This is a genomic window from Variovorax sp. YR752 (assembly GCF_943372545.1).
In genome coordinates this window covers 1-23,209 of sequence record NZ_CALRZC010000131.1, presented here as the reverse complement: position 1 = coordinate 23,209, position 23,209 = coordinate 1, and the positions used below count along the sequence as shown (strand labels likewise).

Below are 23,209 nucleotides of genomic sequence, written 5' to 3'. Positions count from 1 at the left end.
TCCGCGAATTGCGCTGGGTGCGCGCGGCAGGGCAGACGCTGGTGCTGGCCAGCACCGCCAGCGGCCGGCCGCTGGTGCGCGACGCGGCCAGCGCACAGCCGCAGCAGTTCGACCCGGAGGCACTGCGCACCGCCGTCGCGCAACTGCTGCCCGACCCGGTCGCACGCATCGACGTGCTCACCGCCTACGACAGCCACTACTACACGCGTGACGCGCACACCATGACCGGCGGCAGCGAGAAGCCGCTGCCCGTCTGGCGCGTGGTGTTTGCCGACACGCACGCCACCTGGGTCCATGTCGATCCGCAGACCGGCGCCGTGCTCGGCCGCAGCGACAGCACGCGTCGTTGGAGCCGCTGGCTGTTCGCGATGCTGCACAGCTGGGACTGGCTGCCGCTGCTCGAGCGCCGCCCGCTGTGGGACGTGCTGCTGGTCGTGCTGAGCGCGGGCGGTGCGTTGCTGAGCCTGACCGGCGTGGTGATCGGCTGGCGGCGCCTCGGCCGCAAGCTCAGGAGCGCGACGGGGCCGCGTCCAGCGCCTGCGCGATCCGCTGCGCCGAGCCGAAGGCCAGCGTGAAACCCAGCGCGCCGTGGCCGGTGTTGAACAGCATGTTCGACGGCGCATGCGGCAGCCGCCCGATGATCGGCAGGCCCTTCGGCGTGGCCGGGCGCATGCCGGTCCAGGGGTGCAGTTCGGCGAGCCGGCTGGCGCGCGGGAACACCGCGCGTGTGGCGTCGGCCAGCGTCTCGATGCGCGTGGCTGGGATGCTCGCGTCGTGCCCCACGAGCTCGGCCATGCCCGCCACGCGCAGGCGCGAGCCGATGCGCGCGAAGACGACCTTGCGCGCGCTGTCGGTCACGTTCACGCGCGGCGCCGCGCCGGGTGCGGGGTCGACCTCGACCGTGATGCTGTAGCCCTTGAGCGGGTACACCGGCAGGTAGGCGCCGAGCGCACGACCGAGCTTGTGCGAGGCCGAACCGAGCGCCATCACGAAGGCATCGGCTTCGATGTCGCCTTCGCTCGTCTGCGCGGCCGCCACGCGTCCTTCGCTGCGCGCGAAGCCGTGCACGTCGACGCCGAGCATGAAGCGCACGCCGCGCGCGCTCAGTGCGCGCATCAGCTCGGCGCACACCTTGAGGCAGTCGGCCGCGCATTCGCTCGGCGTGTGGACCGCGCCCGCCATCTGGCCGCGGTAGTCCGCGAGTGCGGGCTCGATGGCCACGCACTCGTCGGGCGTGACGATGCGCTGTTCGCTGCCCAGCGTGCGCTGCAGTTCGACCTGCGCGCTCGCCCCTTCGAGCGACGCCGCGCTCGCATAGAGCACCAGCTTGCCGGTGGCGGAGAAATCGCAGTCGGGTGCGATGTCGGCCTGCATGGCTTCGAAGCCGGTGCGGCTCGCGGCGGCCAATGCAAGCAGCTGCGCGGTGGTGTCGCGCGAAGTTGATGCGTTGCAGGCGGCCAGGAAGGCCAGGCCCCAGCGCCATTGCAGCGGGTCGAGCTGCGGGCGCAGCTTCAGCGGCGAGGTGGGGGAGAACAGCAGCTTGGGCAGCTGCGTCCAGATCGACGGGTCGGCCAGCGGCTGCACGTACGAGTAGCTGAGCTGCGCGCCGTTGCCGCCGCTGGCGCCCGCGCCGGGCGCTGCGCGGTCGATCACCGTGACCTGGTGGCCCTGGCGCTCGAGTTGCCAGGCGGTCGCCAGGCCCACGATGCCGGCGCCGAGCACGCACACATGCATGGGGCAACTTTCCGGAAGTGAAGAAGAAAGAGAACAGAAGAGACAGCGTGCGACTGTAGAGGCGCCCCGCGCCGCCCGGAAATGCCAAAAGAACCCAGCCCATAACCTTTGGGCATGACCCCGGGGTTAATTGGAATTGTCCCGATGTGTCACTCCTTCTTACACTGGTTGTCTGTTCAATCCAACCGAATGAAGGCTCGAATGAAACTCTCCGTTTTGATGGCGTCCCTGGCTGCCGCGGTCCTCTTCACTGCACCGGCCGCGCAAGCTGCCGACACGCTCGCCAAGATCGCCGAGTCCGGCAAGATCTCGCTCGCCTACCGCGAGTCGTCGGTGCCTTTCAGCTACCTGGACGGCCCCAGCAAGCCGATCGGGTTCTCGGTGGAACTCTCCAACGCCGTGGTCGAGGCGGTGAAGAAGAAGTTGAACAAGCCCAACCTGCAGGTCTCGCTGATGGCGGTCACCTCGCAGAACCGCATCCCGCTGATCACCAACGGCACCATCGACCTGGAGTGCGGCTCCACCACCAACAACACCGCGCGCGGCAAGGACGTGGCCTTTGCGGTCAACCACTTCTACACGGGCACGCGCCTCTTGACGAAGAAGTCTTCCAAGATCAAGGACTACGCCGACCTCGCGAAGAAGACCGTGGCCAGCACCACCGGCACCACCAACGCGCTGGTCATGCGCAAGTACAACACCGAGAAGAACCTCGGCATGGACATCGTGCTCGGCAAGGACCACGCCGACGCGTTCCTGCTGGTCGAGAGCGACCGCGCCGTGGCCTTCGCCATGGACGACATCCTGCTGTTCGGCCTCATCGCCAATTCGAAGAACCCGGCCGACTACGAAGTGGTGGGCGAGTCGCTGCAGGTCGAGCCCTACGCCTGCATGCTGCCCAAGGACGACCCGGCCTTCAAGAAGCTGGTGGACGACACCTTCACCGCGATGATGAAGAGCGGCGAGTTCGAGAAGCTCTACACCAAGTGGTTCATGCAGCCGATTCCGCCGAAGAACGTGCCGCTGAACCTGCCGATGAGCGACCAGCTGAAGGAAAACCTGAAAGCCTTCAGCGACAAGCCAGCCACTTGAGCTCGCCCCCAGGCTGCGCGCACTTGGTGTCGCTTCGCCAACCCCCTACCGGGGGCAATACCAGCGGCCCGGCAAAGCCGGTTCCGCGGTATTCCTGAAACAGAGAAAGACCATGGCTTCGACGAACGTAGTTGGCATCTTGGGGGGCATGGGCCCCGCGGCGGGCGCCGACTTCGTCCGGCTCTTCGTGCAGGCCTGCGCGCAGCAGATGCGTGCACGCGGCGAGCCGGTGCGCGACCAGTCCTTTCCCGAACACTGGCTGGCGCAGGTGCCGGTGCCCGATCGCACCGGCGCGCTGGCCTCGGGCGAGCAGGGCGCGCACCAGCCGCTCGAACCGATGCTGCAGGCGCTGGGCCGGCTGGCCGCGCTGGGCAGCCGTGCCGTGGCCATCGCCTGCAACACGGCGCATGCCTGGCATGCGAGCCTGCAGGAACGTTTTCCGCAGGTCGAGCTGCTGCACATGGCACGCGAAACCGCGCAGCAACTGGCCGCACAAGGCGCGACCGAGGTGGCACTGATGGCCACCGAAGGCACCTACCGCGTGCGGCTGTATGAAGAGGCACTGGCCGAGGCCGGCCTGGGTTGCCACGTGCCGCTGGCCGACGAGCGCCAGACCATCATGCGCGGCATCTTCGACGGCGTGAAAGCCGGCAACCTGCCGCTGGCCGAGCGCTGCTTCTCCGAGGTCGCGCTGCGGCTGGCCGACCGGCACGGCCCGGTCACGATCATCATGGGCTGCACCGAGGTGCCGCTGGGCCTGCAGGGCTCGGCCGCGGTGGCGGGGCTGCGGCTCGTCGACCCGGCGCAGGTGCTGGCCGAGGCGCTGGCACGGCGGGCCTACGGTACACAGCAACCGCACGGCTGATTTACCGCCCGGTCATACGGCCCGGCGCGATTTCGCCTACATTGCGGCGTGCGTTTTTTCGACGCGCTCACCCCCTTGTCAGACGATTCAACCGGAGCCCTTGCATGACCTCCTTCGACGACAACCGTTCCGAATTCGATTCGCTGCGCCCCGGCGACAGCACCGAGCAGGGGGCCACGCGCCGCACTGCGCTCAAGGCCGCCCTCGGTGTCGGCTACGCCGCCGCCGTGCTGCCGGTGGCCGCACAGACGGCCATCTCGACCCCGGCCGACGGCCTGAAGGCCGGCCCCATCAAGTACACCGTCAACGGCTTCGAGGTGCCCGCCTACGCCGCCGCGCCCGCCGGCAAGACCGGGCTGCCGGTGGTGCTGGTGATCCAGGAAATCTTCGGCGTGCACGAGTACATCGCCGACACCTGCCGCCGCTTCGCCAAGCTCGGCTACCTGGCCATCGCACCCGAGCTGTATGCGCGGCAGGGCGACCCGCGCGGCTACACCGACATTCCCAAGCTGCAGGCCGACATCGTCAGCAAGGTGCCTGATGCGCAGGTCATGGCCGACCTCGACGGCGCGCTCGCTTATGCCAAGGCCAACGGCGGCGACACCAGCAAGGCCGGCATCACCGGCTTCTGCTGGGGCGGGCGCATCGTGTGGCTGTACGCCGCCACGGGCAAGGTCAAGGCCGGTGTGGCCTGGTACGGCCGGCTGGTCGGGCAGGCCAGCGAACTGCAGCCGAAACACCCGGTCGACATCGCCGCCAGCCTGCAGGCGCCGGTGCTCGGCCTGTACGGCGGAAAAGACCAGGGCATCCCCCTTGACACGGTTGATAAGATGAAAGCTGCTCTGGCCACTGGAACCCCGGCGGCCAAGGCATCGAGCTTCGTCGTGTACCCCGAAGCAGGCCACGCGTTCCACGCCGACTACCGTTCCAGCTACGTCAAGAGCGCCGCGGACGACGGCTGGCAGCGTGCCACGGCCTGGTTCAAAGCCAATGGTGTCGCCTGACCGAAGACGGCGCCCCGTAGCCACCCTCCGCCGAAGGCCGTCCGAAGTGACGGCCTTTCTCTTTTTATGAACGGAACACGGCCGTAACGGCGGCCACTTTTGCGCAAGCAGCTATGAATTTGATAGTAATTCTCTTGGCGACCCTGGTCGCCGGCATCGGAAGCGTCTGGCTCGCGGCCCTGCTGCTGCGCGTGGGCGTGCGCAGCGGCGGCGGCGGCGTGAACCCGCAGCACCTGCTGAGCCTGGCGGCCGGCGCGCTGCTGGCCACGGCCTTCATGCACCTGCTGCCCGAGGCCTTCGAAAGCCGCATCGAGCCCGCGCTGCTGTTCGCGGTGCTGCTGTTCGGGCTGGTGTTCTTCTTCCTGCTCGACAAGGCCGAGCTGTGGCACCACGGGCATGAGCACCACCATGGCGACGTCGCACCCGCGAAGGGCGAAGCGCACGATCACCACGGCCACGATCACGGTCATTCACACGGCCACGCCCACCACCACACATCGCCCACGGGCGGCGGTAGCTGGGCCGTGCTCACCGGCGACAGCGTGCATTGTTTCGGCGACGGCATCCTGATCGCCTCGGCCTTCGTCGCCGACATCCGCCTGGGCCTCGTGGCCGCACTGGCCGTGCTCGCGCACGAAGTGCCGCACCACATCGGCGATCTCGTCGTGCTGCGCCAGAGCTCGGCCAATTCGCGCGCGGCCCTGGTGAAGGTGTCGCTCGCGGGCACGATGACCATGCTCGGCGGCATCGCGGGCTGGTGGCTGGTCGACCAGCTGCATGGCTGGCTGCCGTACTTCCTGGTGCTGGCCGGCAGCAGCTTTGTCTACGTGGCGTTGGCCGACCTGATTCCGCAGCTGCAGAAGCGCCTGCCCGCGCGCCAGACCGCGGCGCAGATCGCGTGGCTTGCAGCGGGCATCCTGCTGGTCACGCTCGTGAGCCGCCTGGCACACGGCGACCATGGCCATGAGCATGGCCACGACGAAGGACACGGCGAACACGGCCACGTCCACAAGGACTGACGACGACGTGTGCGGGCGGCCTCGCGGCCTCGGGGGACGGGAAACTTTCCGACACCGACGTCAGCCCGTCGATCCACCGCAATGGGCAAAACAGGCGCACCATAGAGGGCCGTTCACCCATCTGCCGAGGAATTCTCATGACGCCCCACGCCGATGCCACCGCGCGCTCCGCCTCGTCGTCCGAAGACGACGATGACGACAGCACGCCTGCCGACGACTTCGATGAACTCGAAGCCGATGCGTCCGACGACCTGTCGGACGAAACGGGCATCGACCTCACCGATGCCAGCGAGCTCGATGCCGACAACGTGCCGGCCGACGAAGAGTTCGACCGCGTGATGAACGCGCCGGACTGATTCGCTTGGTTCAGGCCGGTTCAGGCCAGCGCGCCTGCGCCGGACGCACCGATTCATAGAAGCGCGCCATCTGCAGCACGCCCAGGTCGTCGAAGCGACGCCCCGCGATCTGCAGGCCGATCGGCAGGCCGTTCGTTGAATGCCCGCAGTTGATCGACGCGGCCGGTTGTTCCGACTGGTTGAACACCGACGTGAAGTGTGTGTCTTTCAGCGGATTCTCCGAGCCACTGTTGATCGCGTCCGCCGCGAACGGCAGCACCGGCGACACCGGCGACAGCACGTAGTCGAAGGGCTGCGTGGCCGCCACGGTGGCCGCGCGCAGCGCCTGCATGCGCGTGAAGGCACGGAAGGTGTCTTCGGGCGTGAGCGAGGCCGCGAACTCCGCCGCCTGATGGATGTAGCCGGCCGCGAGCTTCGCGCGTTCCGGCGGCATCGCGGCCAGGTCGACGCGGCAGCGCATCGTGAAGAAGTGGGCCATGCCCATGCGCATGTCCAGCGTGGTCCAGTCGGCCAGCGGCTCGACGATGGCGCCGGCCTGCTCGAACAGGCGTGCCGCAGCGAGCACCGCTTCTTTCACTTCCGCATCGATGGGCCAGCCGCCCGTGGTCTCGGTCCACAGGCCGATGCGCAGGCCCTTCACGTTGCGTTCGAGCCGCTGCCACGCCAGGTCGTTCGGCGGCAGGCTCATGTAGTCGCGCGCGTCGGGGCGCGTCACCACTTGCATCAGCAGCGCGGCGTCGGCGACGGTGCGCGTCATCGGGCCGATCACGCGCGCCGCGGCGGGCGGGTCGACCGGGATGCGGCCGTGGCTGGGCTTCAGGCCGAACACGCCGCAGAAGCTGGCCGGAATGCGCACCGAACCGCCGATGTCGCTGCCCAGGTGCAGTGGGCCGTAGCCCGCGGCGGCGGCAGCACCGGCGCCCGAGCTCGAGCCGCCCGTGTTGCGGCCCAGGTCCCACGGGTTGCGCGTGAGCGCGTGGAAGCTCGACGGCGCCGCGCCGAGGAAGCCGAAGTCGGGCATCGTCGTCTTGGTCACGATCACCGCGCCCGCTTCGCGCAGGCGTGCGGCGGCGGGGGCGTCGGCCGCGGCGGGTGCCAGCACCGTGGCCGCGCTGCCGATCGGCGTGGGTGTGCCGCGCGTGGCGATGTTTTCCTTCAGCGTGACCGGCACGCCGTCGAGCTCGCCCTGCGGCTTGCCCTGCGCCCAGCGCGCCTCGGAGGCGCGGGCCGATGCGAGCGCGGCCTCGGCGTCCAGGCCGTAGGTGGCGTGGATGTGCGGCTCCCAGCGCTCGATGCGCGCGAGCACGGCCTGCGTCACCTCGACCGGCGACAAGGCGCGGTCACGGTAGTGTTCGAGCAACTGGAGGGCACTGAGTTCGTACAAAGGTGTGGTCATGGCTTCGTCTCTTTGGGTTGGTTGGATGAAGGTGGTTGGAAAAGACAGGAAGGCGACGGCGCTCAGCCGCCTCCGAACGCATAGCCCTGGCCGGGCGCCGCGGCCAGCAGCGTGCGCGTGTAGGCCTCGCGCGGCGACAGCAGCACGTCGTGCGCGCTGCCTTCTTCGACGATGCGGCCCTGGTGCATCACGATCAGGCGGTCGCAGATCTGGCTGGCCACGCGCAGGTCGTGCGTGATGAATAGGATGCCGATCGACAGCCGCTGCTGGATCTCCGCGAGCAGCTTCAGGATCTGGTCCTGCACCGACACGTCGAGCGCCGACACGGCCTCGTCGGCGATCAGCACGCGCGGCTCGCAGGCCAGCGCGCGCGCAATGCACAGCCGCTGGCGCTGGCCTCCCGAGAACTCGCTCGGGTAGCGGTGCAGCACCTCGGGCTGCAGCCGCACCAGCGCCATCAGCTCCTCGGCGCGCTGCCAGGCCTTGGCATGCGGCACGCCGAAATTCACCGGCCCCTCGACGATCGACTGGCCCACCGTGCGGCGCGGGTTGAGCGAGCGGTTCGGGTCCTGGAACACGACCTGCACCATGCGCCGGAACGCCGAGCGCTGCGCGCCGCGCGAGCCCTCGATGCCCGGCACGCGGATGTCGCCGTCGGTCGGTTCGATGAGCCGCGCGATGCAGCGCGCCACGGTCGACTTGCCCGAGCCCGATTCGCCCACGATGCCGACCGTTTCGCCCGCATGCAGCTTCAGCGACACGTCGGCCGCCGCATGCACCGTGCGGCGCTTGCCGGGCCAGCTGCCCGTGCGGTAGACCTTGCCCACGCCGCGCGCATCGAGCAGCGGCGCCTTGGCCTCGATGGGCGCGCGCAGCACCGGCGCCAGCCGCGGTACGGCGTCGAGCAGCATGCGCGTGTAGGCCTCCTTCGGTCGGCGCAGCACGTCGTCTTTCGGTCCGCTCTCGACCTGCCGGCCCAGCTGCAGCACCACCACCTGGTCGGCGATGTCGGCCACCACGCCGAAGTCGTGCGTGATGAACAGCACGGCGGTGCCGTTCTCCTGCTGCATCTCTCGGATGAGCGAAAGAATTTCGGCCTGCGTGGTCACGTCGAGCGCGGTGGTGGGCTCGTCGCAGATCAGCAATGCCGGGCGCAGGATCAGCGCAATGGCGATCACGATGCGCTGGCGCTGCCCGCCCGAGAGCTGGTGCGGGTAGGCGTCGTAGATGCGCTGGGGCTCGGGCAGTCGCACGCGCTCGAAGATCGCGAGCACGCGCTCGCGGCGCGCGGCGGCGCCCAGGGTCGTGTGCTCGGCCAGGATCTCGTCGACCTGCGCACCGCAGCGCATCACGGGGTTGAGCGCGGTCATCGGCTCCTGGAACACCATCGCCATGCGCGCGCCGCGCAGGGCCCGCAGCCGCTTCGCATCGGCCGCGAGCACGTTCTCGCCCTGCACCTCGATGCGTCCGGCCGAGGGCCGCAGCGACGCGGGCAGCAGGCCCATCGCAGCCTGCGCGATGACCGACTTTCCGGAGCCTGATTCGCCGAGCAGGCACACGACCTGGCCGGGCATCACGTCGAACGAAATGCCGTGCACCGCGTGCGCGCGGTCGGCGCCGGCGGGCAGGTCGATGGCGAGGTCGCGCACCACGAGGCAGGGCGCGACGGAGGTCATGGAAGCCGAAGAAGGGGTGGATGTCATGGTCAGGCTCCGCGCGGTTTGAACTTGGGATCGAGCGCATCGCGCAGGCCGTCGCCGAGCATGTTCACGGCCAGCACCGTGAGCGCCAGGAAGAAACCGGGCAGCAGCACGGTCGACGGGTGCGAGGTGAAGTGCGTGCGGCCTTCGGACATGATGTTTCCCCAGGTCGGCACGTCGGACGGCAGGCCGATGCCCAGGAACGACATCACCGCCTCCACCAGCATCGCCGCCGCGCAGATGAAGGTGCCCTGCACGATCAGCGGCGCCACCGTGTTGGGCAGGATGTGGCGCAGCATCAGCTTCCAGGTCGGCGTGTCGAGCGCGACGGCCGCTTCCACATACGGCTCTTCGCGCACCGACAGCACCACCGAGCGCACCAGCCGCGCCACGCGCGGCGTCTCGGGCACCACGATGGCCAGGATCACCGTGAGCAGACTGGGCCGCCACACGGCCACCAGCACGATCGCGAACAGGATGCCGGGGATGGCCATCATCCCGTCCATCACCCGCATGATCACGCCGTCGAGGCGCCGGAAGTAGCCCGCCACCATGCCGACCACGAGGCCGAACGCGACCGAGCCCAGCGCCACCGCCACGCCCACCGACAGCGAGATGCGCGCCCCGTAGGCCGTGCGGCTCCACAGGTCGCGGCCCATGCTGTCGGTGCCCAGCGGGAAGAAGCGCTCGAAGCTGTCGCCTGCGAGCGTGGTGAACTCGGTGCGCGTGCCGGGCGGCAGGTGCGAGTTCGCCGGGTCCATCGCGTTCGGGTCGATGGTGTAGAGCCAGGGCGCGGCCACCGCCAGCACCAGCATCGCGACCAGCAAGGCGCCGCCGACGCGCACGGCACCGTTGGCGAGCAGGCGGCGCAGCAGCGACCGGGCCGGAGCGCGCGGCGCGGCGGGAGGAACCGCAGTCAATGTGGGCGCGTCGTCGCGCAGGGAAATCGAAGTCATGGCGAGGCTTTCGAAAGGCGGTGTGAAGGCTGTCAGTAGCGGATGCGCGGATCGAGCAGCAGGTAGCTCAGGTCCACCAGCAGGTTGACCACCACGTAGACGAGCGAGAAGAAGAGGGTGATGCCCTGGATCAGCGGGTAGTCGCGCGAGAGCACGGCGTCCACCGTGAGCTGGCCGAGGCCGGGGATCGCGTAGATGGTCTCGGTGACCACCACGCCGCCGATGAGGCCCGCCACGCTCAGGCCGATGACGGTGGCGATCGGCACGGCCGCGTTGGCCAGCGCGTGGCGCAGCAGCATGCGCCACTCCGAGATGCCCTTGGCGCGCGCGGTGCGCACGTAGTCTTCGGTGAGCGCCTCCGACACCGCCGCGCGCGTGACCCGCGCAATGAGCGCCGCGTACATCACGGCCAGCGTGACGCAGGGCAACGCCAGGTGGCGCAGCCAGGGGCCGATGCCATCGCCGATGCGCTGGTAGCCCTGCGAAGGCAGCCAGCCGAGCTGCATCGAGAACAGCCAGATCATCACGTAGCCGGCCACGAACACCGGCACCGAGAAACCGAGCACCGAGGCGCCCATGATGAAGCGGTCGAGCCGGCCGCCGCGCTGCGAGGCCGCGAGCACGCCGATCGGCACGGCGATCAGCACCGTGAGCACCACCGTCACCGCCGCCACCGAGAGCGTGGGTTCCAGGCGCTGGCCGATCAGGTCGGTCACGCGCATCCGGTAGAAGAACGAGTAGCCGAGATCGCCGCGCAGCACCTGGCCGAGCCAGTGCACGAACTGCGTCACGATCGATGCGTCCAGGCCCAGCTGCGCACGGATGCGCGCGATGTCCTGCGCATTCGCTGAGTCGCCCGCGATGGCCGCGGCCGGGTCGCCGGGCGTCATGCGCAGCAGCAGGAAGACGATGACGGCCACGATCAGGAGCACGGGCGCGGTGGCCAGTCCGCGGCGCAACAGGAAGTGGAGCATGTGAATCAGGTCCGTGACGAAGGGCCGGGCGTCCGGCGCGGGCAAAGGAAGTCCCGCCCGGCTGCCGCGCAAGGCGCAGCCGGTCAGGGGTGTCGATCAGAAAGAGGGGAGAGGGGCGGTAGCGCCCGTCGGCTTACGGTGCCGTCTTCTTGCGCACGTTCCAGTACAGCACCGCCGGCGACGGCAGCAGGCCGGTGATCGTGCCGCGGCGCACGGCCGTGGGCGCCTTGGCTTCGCCGAGCGGCGCGAGCACGCCGTGCTCGAGCACGACCTGCTGGATCTGCGTGGCGATCTCCTTGCGCTGCGCGAGGTCGGCGGTGGCGATGAACTTCGTCTTCAGCGCCTCCAGCTCGGGCACCACGGGCCAGCCGAAGTAGCCCTGGTCGCCGTTGCCGGTCAGCGGGCTGTAGCTGATGGGGCTGCTTGCATCCACGCCGCCCCAGAAGGTGATGAAGGCGTTCCAGCCGCCGTTCTCGGGCAGGTCCTTCTTGGCGCGCCGCGTGACGAGCGTGGCCCAGTCGGTGGTCTGCACGTCGACGTTGAAGCCCACCTGCTTGAGCAACTGGCCGTACACCGCAGGCAGCTTGTTGAGCGCGGGCGCATCGCCCGGCAGCATGAGCACCACGGGCTTGCCGTCGTAGCCCGATTCCTTGAGCAGCTTGCGCGCTTCTTCGAACTGCGGCTTGCCGGTGTAGAAGCCGGTCTTGTCGCTCGCGTAAAGCGAGCCGCACAGGTAGATCGAGGCGCAGGGCTTGTAGAAATCGCGGAAGGTGACTTGCGCGCGCAGCATCGCTTCCTGGTTGATGGCCAGCATCGCAGCCTTCAGCGCCTTCGGGTTGTTGAAGGGCGGCACCTTGTGGTTGTAGAGCACCGTGAAGGGGCCCGCCGGCATCACGTCGACCAACTCGATCTTGTCGTTGGTGCGCATGCCGGTGTAGCCCGACGAGGGCACGGTCTCGAGCATGTCGACCTCGCCGTTGAGCAGCGCATTGGTCTGCGTCTGCGGGTCGCGCAGCATCACCCACTCGACGCGATCGACGTGCACCACCTTGCCGCCGGCCAGGCCCGACGCGGGTTCCTTGCGCGGCACGTAGGCGGTGTTCTTGCGGTAGATGACGCGGTCGCCCGGGCGGAAGTCTTCCTTGGCGAGCGTGAAGGGGCCGGAGCCGATCATCTCGTCGATCTGCTTGTCGGCGGGCGTGTCGGCCACGCGCTTGGGCATGATGAAAGGCACCAGCGGGTTGGGCTTGCCGAGCGCGTCGAGCACCACGCCGAAGGGCTGCTTGAACGTCATGCGAAAGCCGTTGGGGCCGTCGGCGGCGATGCTGTCCATGGCCTCGTACATCTTCTGGCCCAGCGTGTCGCGCTTGGCCCAGCGCGCCAGCGAGGCGATCACGTCCTGCGACGTGACCGGTGCGCCGTCATGGAACTTCAGGCCCGGGCGCAGCGTGAAGCTCCACACCTTGTTGTCGGCGCTCGCGCTGTACTTGTCGACCATCTGCGGCTTGATGACGCCCTTCTCGTCCATCGCGAAGAGGGTGTCGTAGATCATCAGGCCGTGGTTGCGCGTGATGTTGGCGGTGGTCCAGATCGGGTCGACGATCTTCAAATCCGACGAGGGCACGGTGCGAAGCACGGTCTGGGCGGACGCGGTGGCGGCGAAGCACAAAGCGAGCGCCGACAGGGAAGCCGCCGCGACGCGGCGCGGTGAAAAGTGGATTGCCATGGAGCCTTACTTCTTTCGGGAGGGAGCGGAAGACGCGGGAGAGGAAGACGGGGGCGATTCCTTGCTTTCGCGCAGCTGCACCAGCAGGAATTCGAAGATGTCGCGCGAGCCTTCTTCGGCGTCGATGAGCTTGTGCATGATGCGGCGCAGGTTCTCGATGTCGGCGACGCTCAGGCAGTCGAGAAAGCGCGCTTCCATCTCATGCCCGATGGGCTCGGCGCGCAGCACCATGTCGACGCCGGCGGGGCTCAGGCACAGGCGGATCTGCCGCGCGTCCTCGGTGCCGATCTGGCGCTCGACCAGCTTGCGCTGCACCAGCGAACTCACCAGCTTGGAGACCAGCGTCTTCTCGATGCCGCAGGTCTGCACCAGCTGGCCCATGGTGATGCCGGGCTCGGCGCCGATCATGCGCAGCAGGCGCACGTCGCGGATCGACAGGCCGAGTTCGATCTCGTAGATGCGCGAGCCGCGGTCGCGCGTGCGCTGCGACGCCAGGTCGATCAGCACGTTGAGGTAGTCGTTCTTCAGGCGAAGCGGGGCGTGCATGGCGGGTTGGTAGAAGTCTTCAATAGTTGAAATGTTCAACTATGTGGGCAAACTACGCAAGCTCCGGGCCAGCTGTCGAGGGAAATCCCCTAGGGATGCACTGCCAGAGGGGAAAAGCGCAAAGAAGAAAGAAAAACCGGGCCCGCGAGGCCCGGCGTGTTCACCGATCCGGTGCTGCGCATGCACCAGGATGCGAGGGCGGGCGCCATGCAGGTGCCGCCGTGGCGCAACGTGTCAGGTTGCGTCCTTGCGCACGATCACCTGGCCGTTGCGCGCGCCGCTGTGCACGCCGTGGCGCCACGTGACGGCGCCGTTCACGATCACCGCATCGATGCCTTCGGCGGGCTCGGTCGGCGTTTCGTAATTCGCGGTGTCGCGCACCGTCGCGGCATTGAAGACCACCACGTCGGCGTGATGCCCGACCTTGAGCGCGCCGCGTTCGTGCAGGCCGAAGTTGCGCGCCGTGAGCCCCGTCATCTTCCACACCGCCGTCTCCAGCGGGAACAGCCCCACGTCGCGGCTGTAGTGCCCCAGCACGCGCGGGAAGGTGCCCCACAGGCGCGGGTGCGGCTTGTCGCCCAGCGGGATGCCGTCGGAGCCGATCATGGTCTCGTCGAAGGCGAGCACGCGCTGCACGTCGTCTTCGTCCATCATGAAATAGATGGCGCTGCCGGGCGACAGGCGCAGCGCGGCCTCTTCGCCCGACACGCCCCATTCGGCCGCGATGTCCTTCAGGTCGCGGCCTGCGCATTCGGGGTGCGGCACGCTGGAGGCAATGAGCACGCGGCCGTCCATCATTCCGCGGTCGGTGCGGATCATGGTGGAGCCGGCGGTGTACGGGTAGCAGTCGAGGCCGATGCACTGGTGCTTCATCGCCTCTTGAATGAACGGCAGCGTGACCTTGGTCTTGCCGAAGTTCTGCGTGTTCTGCACCTTGTGGTGCGACACCACCACCGGAATGTCGAGCGCGCGGCCGATGCGGAAGGTTTCTTCCAGCGATTCCATCACGTGGTCGCTCTCGTCGCGCATGTGCGTCACGTACAGCGCCTTGCGCGACGTGAGCGGGCGGCCGACCTCGATGATCTCTTCGGTCGTGGCCTTCACGGCCGGCGGGTAGAAGGTGCCGGTCGACAGGCCGATGGCGCCGGCCTGCATCGCTTCTTCGACCAGCGCCTGCATGGCGGCGATCTCCTTGTCGGTCGCGGGCCGGTCGAGGTCGGACATGGTCACGGCGCGCAGCGTCGAGTGACCGACCATCGCCGCCACGTTGACCGACGAGGGCGTGGCGCGCAATGCATCGAGGTAGGCCGCGAAGGTCGTGAAGCGGTCTTCGGCCGGCGTTTCGAGCAGGCTCAGCGGCATCGGCAGGTCCATGTCGGCGCGCAGCGGCGCGGCGCTGATGCCGCAGTTGCCCGCCACCACCGTGGTCACGCCCTGCGACACCTTGAACGGCATCTGCGCCTGCGACAGCACGGCCTGATCGTCGTGCGTGTGCGAGTCGATGAAGCCCGGCGCGACGATGCGGCCCGTGGCGTCGAGCGTCTGGTCGGCCGTGTGACCCGCGAGCTTGCCGATGGCGGCGATGCGGCCATTGACGATGCCCACGTCGGCGTCGAAGCGCGGGGCCTTGGTGCCGTCGATGACGGTACCGCCGTGGATCAAGAGGTCGTAGTGGGGTGTCTTGTCGGTCATGGAGGCAATGCTTTCAACGGAAGTGGCAGGCGACCCAATGGCCACCCTTGGAAGACGAAGGGCGCTCCGTCAGTTCGGGCGTCTTCTCCTTGCACACGGCCTGCGCCATCGGGCAGCGCGTGTGAAAACGGCAGCCCGAGGGCGGGTTGGCCGGGCTCGGCGGGTCGCCCTGCAGCAGCAGGCGCCGCGCGGGCGTGCGCGGGTTGGGCACGGGCACGGCCGACAGCAGGATCTCGGTGTACGGATGGCGCGGCGCCGAGAACAGCGTGTCGCGGTCGGCGATCTCCACGATGTGGCCGAGGTACATCACGGCCACGCGGTGGCTGATGTGGCGCACCACGGCAAGGTCGTGCGCCACGAACAGGTAGGCGATGCCGAACTCGGCCTGCAGGTCCATCAGCAGGTTGACCACCTGCGCCTGCACCGACACGTCGAGCGCCGACACCGGCTCGTCGCAGACGATGAGCTTCGGGTTGAGTGCCAGCGCGCGCGCAATGCCCAGGCGCTGCCGCTGACCACCCGAGAACTCGTGCGGAAACTTCTTCGCCGCCTCGGGCCGCAGGCCGACGCGCGAGAACAACCACTGCACGCGCTCGCGCCGCTCGGCCAGCGACACGTCGCCGAAGTTGCGCAGCGGCTCGGCCACGATGTCGCCGGCCGTGAGGCGCGGGTTCAGCGAGGCGTACGGGTCCTGGAAGATGATCTGCAGGTCGCGCCGGCGCTGGCGCATCGCGTTCGCGGACAGGGTCAGCAGCTCTTCCCCGTTCAGCCGCACCGAGCCCGAGGTGGGCTCGACCAGCCGCATCACCGACTTGGCCGTGGTGGTCTTGCCGCAACCCGACTCGCCGACCAGCGACAGCGTCTCGCCGTGCCCGACGTTGAACGACACGCCGTCGACCGCCTGGATCGCCGGCTTGGTCGGGCGCAGCCAGCGATGCGGCGAGATGTAGTGCTTGCGCAGTTCGCGCACCTGCAGGAGCGGTGCCTGGGTGGATGTTGTCGTTGTCGTCGTCATGCGCTCGCCTCGGCAGCCTCGTTGGTCCATTGCTCCTGCACCGCGAAGCAGGCGACCACGTGCCCGTCGCCCTGCGTGGAAAGCGGTGGTGTTTCGCGGCGGCAGCGCTCGCGTGCCTGCGAACAGCGTGCGGCAAAGGCGCAGCCGCGCCCGAGCTCGTGCGCGGCGGGCACCATGCCCGGAATTTCGTGCAGCCGCGCGCTCGACGTGCTCATGGCAGGCATCGAGGCCATCAGCGCGCGCGTGTAGGGGTGCAGCGGGCGATCGAACAGGTCGATCACGTCGGCTTCTTCCACCTTCTTGCCGGCGTACATGACGACGACGCGGTCGCAGCTCTCGGCCACCACGCCCAGGTCGTGCGTGATCATCACCACGCCCATGCCCAGTTCTTTCTGCAGCCGCTTGATGAGGTCGAGGATCTGCGCCTGGATGGTCACGTCCAGCGCAGTGGTGGGCTCGTCGGCGATCAGCACCTCGGGGTTGCAGGCCAGGGCCAGCGCGATCATCACGCGCTGGCGCATGCCGCCCGAGAGCTGGTGCGGGTACTCGTTCACGCGCCGCTCGGGCTCGGGAATCTGCACCAGCCGCAGCATCTCGACCGCGCGCTGCAGCGCCTCGGCGCGGCTGGCCTTCTGGTGCAGTTGCACCGTCTCGGCGATCTGCCGGCCCACGGTGAGCACCGGGTTCAGCGAGGTCATCGGCTCCTGGAAGATCATCGAGATGCGGTTGCCGCGAATCTGCCGCATCTCGCGTTCGCTGAGCTGCATCAGGTCGGTGCCGCGCAGGCGCACCGCGCCCATGTGGCGACCGGGCGGCGTGGGCACCAGCCGCAGGATCGACAGCGCGGTCACGCTCTTGCCGCAACCCGATTCGCCGACCACGCCGAGCGTGCGGCCCGCGCGCACGGTGTACGACACGCCGTCGACCGAGCGCACGGTGCCCGCGAGCGTGTTGAAGTAGGTGCGCAGGTTGTCGACCTCGAGCAGCGGCTCGCCGGGAGCGAGGGTGGCCTGGGACATGTGGATCGTCATGGGGCGTTCCTCTTCATCACAGCTGCCGCGCCAGGCGCGGGTCGAGCGCATCGCGCAGGCCGTCGCCGAGCAGGTTGATCGCCAGCACCGTGGCCGCCAGCAGCAGGCCCGGGTACAGGATGATGTGGAACGCCACGGTCACGAAGTTGCGACCCTCGGCCATCATGTTGCCCCAGCTCGGCGTCTGCGAAGGCACGCCCACGCCGAGGAAGGACAGCGCGGCCTCGGTGAGCACGGCGGCGGCCGCCACGAAGGTGGCCTGCACGATGAGCGGCGCTACGATGTTCGGCAGCACGTGCCGCACGAGGATCACCGGCAGCCGCGTGCCGACCGCGTGCGCGGCCTCCACGAACAGCTGCTCGCGCAAGGTGAGCGCCAGCGAGCGCACCAGCCGCACCACGCGCGGTATCTCGGGCACCGTGATGGCGATGATCACCGTGGTGAGGCTGGCGCGCGTCACGGCCATCAGCGCGATCGCCAGCAGGATGCCGGGGATGGCCATGAGCCCGTCCATCACCCGCATGATCGGTCCGTCGGCCCAGCGCACGAAGCCCGACACCAGGCCCAGCACGATGCCGAAGAAGGTGGCGAGCACGGCCACCGAGGCGCCGACGATCATCGACACGCGACCGCCCCACACGGCGCGGCTGAACACGTCGCGGCCCAGCGCATCGGTGCCGAACCAGTGCTCGGCCGAGGCCGTCTGCATGCGCGCCAGCGGGTCGATGTCCTGCGGGTCGTGGGTGGCGATCCAGGGCGCGGCGATGGACAGCGCGGCCACCATGATGAGCAGCAGCGCGCCGACGATCAGCGTCGGGTGCTTGCGCACCCAGCGCCAGCGCGGCGGTACGAAAGGAGGGTCTTCGGCGGAGTCGGAAACGGCGGCAGGAACCGGCGCATCGACCTCGCGCAAGGGCAGGGCAGTGGACATGGCGTCGTGGGGCTCGTTCTTTGTTCTAGTACTGGATGCGCGGGTCGAACAGGCGGTAGCTCAAATCGATGAGCAGGTTGATCAGCACGTACACCCCCGCCGACAGCAGCAGCACGCTCTGGATCACCGGGTAGTCGTGGCGCTGCACCGAATCGATCACGAGCCGGCCCACGCCCGGAATGGCGAACACCGTCTCGGTAACCACCACGCCGCCGATGAGCAGCGCGATGCCTGCGCCGATGGTGGTCGCGATGGGAATGGCCGCGTTGCGCAGCGCATGGCCCAGCACCGGCAGCACGCCCAGGCCCTTGGCGCGCGCGGTGCGGATGTAGTCCTCGTGCAGCACCTCGAGCACGGTGGCGCGCGTCATGCGCGTCACCAGCGCGATGTACACCAGCGCCAGGTTCACGCAGGGCAGCACCAGCGCGCGCAGCCAGGCGCCGGGGCCTTCGGAGAAGTTCACATAGCCCTGCACCGGAAACCACGGCAGCTGCACCGCGAAGGTGTAGACCAGCAGGTAGCCGATGAGGAACACCGGCACCGAGAACGCCAGCACCGCGAACAGCATCACGAGGCGGTCGATCCAGGTGCCCGCGCAGTAGGCCGCGAGCGTCCCCAGCGGCACGGCCGTCACCAGCGTGATGAGCATGGTCAGCGCCGCGATCGACACCGTCGGCTCCAGCCGCTGGCCGAGCAGCTGCGTCACGGGCACCTGCGTGAAGATCGAGGTGCCCAGGTCGCCCGTGAAGATCTTGCCGATCCACAGCCCGAACTGCTGCCACAGCGGCAGGTTCAGCCCGAGCGCGGCGCGCAGCTTGTCGATGTCTTCGGTGGTGGCGAGGTCGCCCGCGATGAGCGCGGCCGGGTCGCCGGGCGACAGGTGGATCAGCAGGAACACCACCACGGCCACCACCGCCATCACCGGCAGCGTGGAAAGAAAGCGTCGAACGATGTAGCCCATGGCGTGCGCGGCGGCTTACTTGTCGAGCACCCAGACGGTGGGCATGCCGGCCCACATCTTGTCCAGCCCCTTGAGGCTGGCGCGCGCCGCGAACGCGGCCGAGTACTGGCCCGCGTTGATGTACGGCACGGCCTCGTAGGCGCGGGTCTGGAAGGCGTCGAGCAGTTCCTTGCGCTTGGCCGGCACGGTTTCCTTCAGCCAGGCGGTGCGCAGTTCGTCCAGTTTCTTGTCGCAGGGCCAGCCGGGCAGCGTGTTGCCGCAGGCTGCGCCCAGGTAGGCATTGCTGATGGGCGAGTTCACATCGAATTCGCCGGCCACCGTGACGTAGATGTTCCAGCCGCCGGCGTCGGGCGCATCGCGCTTGGCGCGGCGCGCACCGATCGATGCCCAGTCCATGGTCTGGGCATCGACGTTCAGGCCGATGCTCTTCATGGTCTGCGCGGCCATCAGCGCCTCGGCGTTGAGGTAGGGCACGTCGCTCGGCACCATCAGCACCACCTTCTCCCCCTTGTAGCCGGCGTCGGCGAGCATCTTCTTTGCCTTGGCCACGTCGGCCTTGCGGAAGGGCTCCGCACCGGCCGAGGTCTCGTTGGGGCTGCCGCAGATGAAGTAGGTGGCGCAGTAGGCCATGCGCATGTCCAGCGGGAAGCCCATGGCCGCGACGAAGCGTTCCTGGTTCACGGCCTGCAGCAGCGCCTGGCGCACCTTCGGGTTGTCGAAGGGCGCGTGCAGCTGGTTCATCACCAGGAAGCCCTGGTAGGCGCCGCCGGAGCCGATCTTGATGTTGCTGTCGGTGCGCAGCGGCGCGATGTAGTCGGGCGCCAGCTGCTCGATGTAGTCGACCTCGCCGCGCTTGAGCGCCGAAACGGCGCTGTTGGCGTCGGGCAGGTAGAGCCATTCGACACGGTCGAGCGTGGTCTTCTTGCTGCCGGCCAGGCCGCTCGGCGGCTCGCTGCGCGCCACGTAGTTCGGGTTGCGAACGAACACCGTCTTGTTGCCCGGCACCCATTCGTCGCGCTTGAAGATGAAGGGCCCTGAGCCGATGACCTCGGTCAGGGGCGAGGTGGCCGGCAGCTTGGCGATGCGCTCGGGCAGGATCACCGGCGGAAAGCCCGAGGGCTTGGCCAGCGCGTCGAGCACCATGCCGAAGGGTTCGTTGAGCGTGAGCGTGAGGGTGCGCGCGTCGGTTGCCTTCCACTCGGCGCCGACGGCCGTCATGGCACGGCCCAGGCTGTCGCGTGCGGCCCAGCGCTGCAGCGACGCCACGGCGTCGGCCGAGGTCACGGCGGCGCCGTCGGAGAACTTCAGGCCCGGGCGCAGCGTGAAGCTCCACTGCTTGCCGTCCTTCGAGGTCGTGTACTTCTCGACCATCTGCGGCTGCGGCTTGCCGGTGGCATCCTGCGCGAACAGCGTGTCGTACACCATGTGGCCGAAGTTGCGCGAGATGTAGGCCGTGGTGAAGGTCGGGTCGAGGATCTTCAGGTCGGCATGCGCCACCACCTTCAGTGTCTTGGGCGGCGTTGTCTGGGCGAGCGCGGGAAGGCTGACGGCCGAAAAGGCCAGGGCAGCGAGGGCGGCAAGCGTTCGTCGTTTCATCGTCGGTTCTCCGGTCGGTGGGGGCGAAAGAAAAAGAAGAAGGAGCTCAGGCAGCGACGCCGATGGGCCACTTGGGCAGGCGTGCTTTCCGGTACGGCAGGGTTGTGAGGTCGAGCGTCACGGCGCCGGGTGCGCCGGCGTAGATCACGTGCTTGGCCACCTGGGAGTACGAGGCATAGAAGTGCTGCGACGACTTGACCACGACGATCTTCTTGGCGGCCAGGTCGCAACCCAGCTGCGTGAACATGTCGGTGCCCATGGCCTGGTTGCGCCGCGTGATCAGCACGATCTCGATGCCGTTGACCTCGACCAGCGCGCAGTCGCCCATGGCGGTGGGCGTGTTCGACAAGCCCGTCATCACCAGGTCGTGCTGCAGCGCCTTCACGGTGCATTCGACGTCGAGCGGATCGCCCGACAGCGGGCTGATCTTGCCGCCGATGCGCATCTGCAGCTTGGCGCCCACGCCGGCGTCGAAGGCGATGCGCACGGCGATCGGGTCCCACATCGGGCCCAGGGCCGCATTCGTGATGCCGCGCTCCAGCATGCGGCGCAGGATGAAGGTGGAGTCGCTCGCCGCACCGCCGCCGGGGTTGTCGGCGCCGTCGGCCAGCACCACGGGGCCGCCGTCGAAGGCCAGTGCCTGGTCGAGCGAATCGTCGATGCTCGGGTAGTTGACCGTGAGGCCGTCGCGCATGGCGATGACCTCGTCGGCCAGCTGGCGCGCCAGCGCATCGGCCTTGGCCTGATCGCCATCGGTGTAGACCAGCACCTTGGTGCCCATCTCGGGCACGTCGCCCCACGAGAAGCCGTGCGTGAGCGAGACCGAGAGCACGCCGTCTTTTCCTTCGAGCGCCTGCATGCGCTCGACAAAACTGCGCGCCGGCTCGCGCGAGGTGTGAACGGTGACGATGATGTCGCAGTCGACCATCGCGGCCACCGGCTTGACCTTGCCTTCGACCGCCGCGGCGCAGATGTCGACCAGCTCCAGCCCGCGTTCGAGCACGTCGGTGTGCGGGTACTCCTTGAAGGAGACCATCACGTTGGCGTTGTCCACCATGGCGGGCGTGAGGTGGTTGTGCGGGTCGAGCTCGGCGCCGATCACCACGTTCGGGCCGACGATCTCCCGTACGCGCACCAGCATGTCGCCTTCGCAGTCGTCATAACCGTCGGCCACCATCGCGCCGTGCAGGCCAAGCAGCACCATGTCCACCGGCAGCGCCGCGCGCAGGTCGTTCAGCATCTCGTCGCGCAGCGTTTCATACGCATGGCGCGTCGTGATGCCGCTGGGCTGCGCGCCCGCCACCATGCCTTCGAGCAGCGTCCAGCCCTTTTCCTTGCCGCGGATGCGCGCGGCCCACAGCGGGCCCGAGTAGATCGTCAGCGCATCGGGATGCTGTCCGGCGGGAAAGTAGCCGCGGTCCTTGAAGGACGCGATGCCGGTCGGCATCGGGCCGAAGGTGTTGGTTTCGGTCGCAAGAGAGGCACTGAAGACACGCATGGTGATTTCTCGTGGAGAGGGTTCGTTGTGGGGGAAGGAACGGATCAGCCGGCGGTGTGCAGCCGCTGCGGGCCGAGCATCTCGGCCGTGAGCCCGAAGCCCGCGATGCGCTCGGGCAGCGGCAGGCCGCGTGCCAGCGCGGCGCAGGCCTCGCCCATCGCGGCCGAGGTCTGGATGCCGTAGCCGCCTTGTGCCGCGACCCAGAAGAAGCCGGGTGCGTCGGGCGCGAAGCCGCCGACCAGGTCGCCGTCGGCCACGAAGGAGCGCAGGCCCGCCCAGGTGCGCGTGGGGCGGCGGATGGCGAGCGTGGTTGCTTCTTCGATGCGGTGCATGGCGATGGCGATGTCCATCTCTTCGGGCTGCACGTCCTGCGGCTCGACCGGGTCGGCGTTGGCCGGCGAGCCGAGCAACATGCCGGCGTCGGGCTTGATGTACCAGCCCTCGTCGGCGGCGAACACCATCGGCCAGTGCGCCACGCTCTGGCCCTCGGGCGGCGCAAAGATGAAGGCCGAGCGGCGGCGTGGGTCGATGCCCAGCGGGCGCACGCCTGCGAGCTGCGCGATCGTGTCGACCCACGCACCGGCCGCGTTGAGCACCACGGGCGCTTCGTACACCGTGCCGCCGGCCGTCACGCGCCAGCAGTCGCCCACGCGTTCCATGGCCGTGACATCGGCGTCGCACACCAGCTTGCCGCCGGCCTGGCGCATGCCGCGCAGGTAGCCCTGGTGGATGGCGTGCACGTCCATGTCGGAGGCATCGGGCTCGTACACCGCGCCGGCCACCTGCTCGGGGCGCAGTGCCGGCACCATCTCGCGCGCCTGCTCGCCGTCCAGGCGCTGGGCGCCCACGTCCATGGCGCGCAGCAGCTCCCAGTGCGCTTCGAGCTCGTGCAGGTGCTCGGCGCCCGCGACCATCATCGCGCCGCGCGGCGTGAGCAGCGGGTGCTCGGCAAAGCCTTCGGGCGGGTGTTCGAGGAAGGCGCGGCTGGCCATGGTGAGGGCGCGCACCTGCGGCGTGCCGTAGCTTTCCATGAAGAGCGCGGCCGAACGGCCGGTGGAGTGGTAGCCCGGCTGGGCTTCGCGTTCGAGCAGGATCACGCGGGCATGCGGGGCGAGCC

At 68.8% G+C, this 23,209-nt stretch carries 21 protein-coding genes; 6 read left to right on the top strand and 15 right to left on the bottom strand.

Annotated features, from left to right (window positions below; translation table 11 throughout):
• A partial coding sequence (locus AAG801_RS25680; RefSeq protein ID WP_341890927.1) for a PepSY domain-containing protein occupies positions 1-575 on the top strand: 575 nt, incomplete at its 5' end.
• On the opposite strand, the gene AAG801_RS25675 is transcribed toward AAG801_RS25680, so the two are convergent.
• Positions 508-1,734: a D-amino acid dehydrogenase gene (locus AAG801_RS25675; RefSeq protein ID WP_341890926.1), complete on the bottom strand. Its 1,227-nt coding sequence runs from the start codon at positions 1,732-1,734 to the stop codon at positions 508-510. The two genes, AAG801_RS25680 and AAG801_RS25675, sit on opposite strands and share 68 nt — an antisense overlap.
• A 201-nt stretch (positions 1,735-1,935) precedes the next feature.
• Here AAG801_RS25675 and AAG801_RS25670 point away from each other — a divergent pair, with 201 nt between their 5' ends.
• The 5 genes from AAG801_RS25670 (at position 1,936) to AAG801_RS25650 (ending at position 6,070) form a co-directional block, all read left to right on the top strand.
• Positions 1,936-2,826 carry a transporter substrate-binding domain-containing protein gene (locus AAG801_RS25670; protein WP_341890925.1) on the top strand — a complete coding sequence of 297 codons (891 nt, stop codon included), beginning with the start codon at positions 1,936-1,938 and terminating at the stop codon, positions 2,824-2,826.
• Between the two features lie 112 nt (positions 2,827-2,938).
• Positions 2,939-3,691, top strand: coding sequence for an amino acid racemase (locus AAG801_RS25665; protein ID WP_341890924.1), 753 nt, complete (start codon positions 2,939-2,941; stop codon positions 3,689-3,691).
• A gap of 104 nt (positions 3,692-3,795) precedes the next feature.
• Positions 3,796-4,695 (top strand): dienelactone hydrolase family protein, encoded by a 900-nt coding sequence (locus AAG801_RS25660; protein ID WP_341890923.1) that lies wholly within the window; start codon positions 3,796-3,798, stop codon positions 4,693-4,695.
• Between the two features lie 113 nt (positions 4,696-4,808).
• On the top strand, positions 4,809-5,714 hold the full coding sequence (locus AAG801_RS25655; protein WP_341890922.1) for a ZIP family metal transporter: 906 nt from the start codon (positions 4,809-4,811) through the stop codon (positions 5,712-5,714).
• A gap of 137 nt (positions 5,715-5,851) precedes the next feature.
• Positions 5,852-6,070: a hypothetical protein gene (locus tag AAG801_RS25650; protein ID WP_095744272.1), complete on the top strand. Its 219-nt coding sequence runs from the start codon at positions 5,852-5,854 to the stop codon at positions 6,068-6,070.
• Positions 6,071-6,080: 10 nt separating this feature from the next.
• Here the strand turns inward: AAG801_RS25650 and AAG801_RS25645 are convergent, their stop codons facing one another.
• From AAG801_RS25645 to AAG801_RS25580, 14 genes are all read right to left on the bottom strand, one after another.
• Complete coding sequence (locus tag AAG801_RS25645; RefSeq protein ID WP_341890921.1) at positions 6,081-7,466, bottom strand: amidase; 1,386 nt, start codon at positions 7,464-7,466, stop codon at positions 6,081-6,083.
• A 62-nt stretch (positions 7,467-7,528) separates the two neighbouring features.
• On the bottom strand, positions 7,529-9,142 hold the full coding sequence (locus AAG801_RS25640) for an ABC transporter ATP-binding protein (RefSeq protein WP_341890920.1): 1,614 nt from the start codon (positions 9,140-9,142) through the stop codon (positions 7,529-7,531).
• Positions 9,143-9,171: 29 nt separating this feature from the next.
• On the bottom strand, positions 9,172-10,122 hold the full coding sequence (locus AAG801_RS25635) for an ABC transporter permease (protein ID WP_341890919.1): 951 nt from the start codon (positions 10,120-10,122) through the stop codon (positions 9,172-9,174).
• 32 nt (positions 10,123-10,154) lie between these two features.
• Positions 10,155-11,096, bottom strand: coding sequence for an ABC transporter permease (locus tag AAG801_RS25630; RefSeq protein WP_341890918.1), 942 nt, complete (start codon positions 11,094-11,096; stop codon positions 10,155-10,157).
• Between the two features lie 133 nt (positions 11,097-11,229).
• A complete protein-coding gene (locus tag AAG801_RS25625; RefSeq protein ID WP_341890917.1) occupies positions 11,230-12,822 on the bottom strand; it encodes an ABC transporter substrate-binding protein in 1,593 nt (530 codons plus the stop codon).
• A 6-nt stretch (positions 12,823-12,828) separates the two neighbouring features.
• Positions 12,829-13,368: a MarR family transcriptional regulator gene (locus tag AAG801_RS25620; protein WP_341890916.1), complete on the bottom strand. Its 540-nt coding sequence runs from the start codon at positions 13,366-13,368 to the stop codon at positions 12,829-12,831.
• A 234-nt stretch (positions 13,369-13,602) separates the two neighbouring features.
• Positions 13,603-15,060: a D-aminoacylase gene (locus tag AAG801_RS25615; RefSeq protein ID WP_341890915.1), complete on the bottom strand. Its 1,458-nt coding sequence runs from the start codon at positions 15,058-15,060 to the stop codon at positions 13,603-13,605.
• 13 nt (positions 15,061-15,073) lie between these two features.
• Positions 15,074-16,075: an oligopeptide/dipeptide ABC transporter ATP-binding protein gene (locus AAG801_RS25610; protein WP_341890914.1), complete on the bottom strand. Its 1,002-nt coding sequence runs from the start codon at positions 16,073-16,075 to the stop codon at positions 15,074-15,076.
• Entirely contained in the window at positions 16,072-17,106 is a 1,035-nt protein-coding gene (locus AAG801_RS25605) for an ABC transporter ATP-binding protein (protein ID WP_341890913.1), read from the bottom strand. The genes AAG801_RS25610 and AAG801_RS25605 overlap by 4 nt, the downstream gene beginning before the upstream one ends.
• Positions 17,107-17,122: 16 nt before the next feature.
• Positions 17,123-18,037, bottom strand: coding sequence for an ABC transporter permease (locus AAG801_RS25600; RefSeq protein WP_341890912.1), 915 nt, complete (start codon positions 18,035-18,037; stop codon positions 17,123-17,125).
• 25 nt (positions 18,038-18,062) lie between these two features.
• Positions 18,063-18,998 (bottom strand): ABC transporter permease, encoded by a 936-nt coding sequence (locus AAG801_RS25595; protein ID WP_319359998.1) that lies wholly within the window; start codon positions 18,996-18,998, stop codon positions 18,063-18,065.
• A gap of 15 nt (positions 18,999-19,013) precedes the next feature.
• A complete protein-coding gene (locus AAG801_RS25590) occupies positions 19,014-20,594 on the bottom strand; it encodes an ABC transporter substrate-binding protein (protein WP_341890911.1) in 1,581 nt (526 codons plus the stop codon).
• 46 nt (positions 20,595-20,640) lie between these two features.
• Complete coding sequence (locus AAG801_RS25585; protein WP_341890910.1) at positions 20,641-22,092, bottom strand: M81 family metallopeptidase; 1,452 nt, start codon at positions 22,090-22,092, stop codon at positions 20,641-20,643.
• Positions 22,093-22,136: 44 nt separating this feature from the next.
• Positions 22,137-23,209: FAD-binding oxidoreductase (locus AAG801_RS25580; RefSeq protein ID WP_341890909.1), on the bottom strand; the 1,073-nt coding region annotated here is incomplete at its 5' end.

Coding starts and splice junctions, on each gene's coding strand:
- AAG801_RS25675 (WP_341890926.1), bottom strand. CDS start 1,734: ATGCATGTGTGCGTGCTCGGCGCCGGCATCGTGGGCCTGGCGACCGCC.
- AAG801_RS25670 (WP_341890925.1), top strand. CDS start 1,936: ATGAAACTCTCCGTTTTGATGGCGTCCCTGGCTGCCGCGGTCCTCTTC.
- AAG801_RS25665 (WP_341890924.1), top strand. CDS start 2,939: ATGGCTTCGACGAACGTAGTTGGCATCTTGGGGGGCATGGGCCCCGCG.
- AAG801_RS25660 (WP_341890923.1), top strand. CDS start 3,796: ATGACCTCCTTCGACGACAACCGTTCCGAATTCGATTCGCTGCGCCCC.
- AAG801_RS25655 (WP_341890922.1), top strand. CDS start 4,809: ATGAATTTGATAGTAATTCTCTTGGCGACCCTGGTCGCCGGCATCGGA.
- AAG801_RS25650 (WP_095744272.1), top strand. CDS start 5,852: ATGACGCCCCACGCCGATGCCACCGCGCGCTCCGCCTCGTCGTCCGAA.
- AAG801_RS25645 (WP_341890921.1), bottom strand. CDS start 7,466: ATGACCACACCTTTGTACGAACTCAGTGCCCTCCAGTTGCTCGAACAC.
- AAG801_RS25640 (WP_341890920.1), bottom strand. CDS start 9,142: ATGACCTCCGTCGCGCCCTGCCTCGTGGTGCGCGACCTCGCCATCGAC.
- AAG801_RS25635 (WP_341890919.1), bottom strand. CDS start 10,122: ATGACTTCGATTTCCCTGCGCGACGACGCGCCCACATTGACTGCGGTT.
- AAG801_RS25630 (WP_341890918.1), bottom strand. CDS start 11,096: ATGCTCCACTTCCTGTTGCGCCGCGGACTGGCCACCGCGCCCGTGCTC.
- AAG801_RS25625 (WP_341890917.1), bottom strand. CDS start 12,822: ATGGCAATCCACTTTTCACCGCGCCGCGTCGCGGCGGCTTCCCTGTCG.
- AAG801_RS25620 (WP_341890916.1), bottom strand. CDS start 13,368: ATGCACGCCCCGCTTCGCCTGAAGAACGACTACCTCAACGTGCTGATC.
- AAG801_RS25615 (WP_341890915.1), bottom strand. CDS start 15,060: ATGACCGACAAGACACCCCACTACGACCTCTTGATCCACGGCGGTACC.
- AAG801_RS25610 (WP_341890914.1), bottom strand. CDS start 16,075: ATGACGACGACAACGACAACATCCACCCAGGCACCGCTCCTGCAGGTG.
- AAG801_RS25605 (WP_341890913.1), bottom strand. CDS start 17,106: ATGACGATCCACATGTCCCAGGCCACCCTCGCTCCCGGCGAGCCGCTG.
- AAG801_RS25600 (WP_341890912.1), bottom strand. CDS start 18,037: ATGTCCACTGCCCTGCCCTTGCGCGAGGTCGATGCGCCGGTTCCTGCC.
- AAG801_RS25595 (WP_319359998.1), bottom strand. CDS start 18,998: ATGGGCTACATCGTTCGACGCTTTCTTTCCACGCTGCCGGTGATGGCG.
- AAG801_RS25590 (WP_341890911.1), bottom strand. CDS start 20,594: ATGAAACGACGAACGCTTGCCGCCCTCGCTGCCCTGGCCTTTTCGGCC.
- AAG801_RS25585 (WP_341890910.1), bottom strand. CDS start 22,092: ATGCGTGTCTTCAGTGCCTCTCTTGCGACCGAAACCAACACCTTCGGC.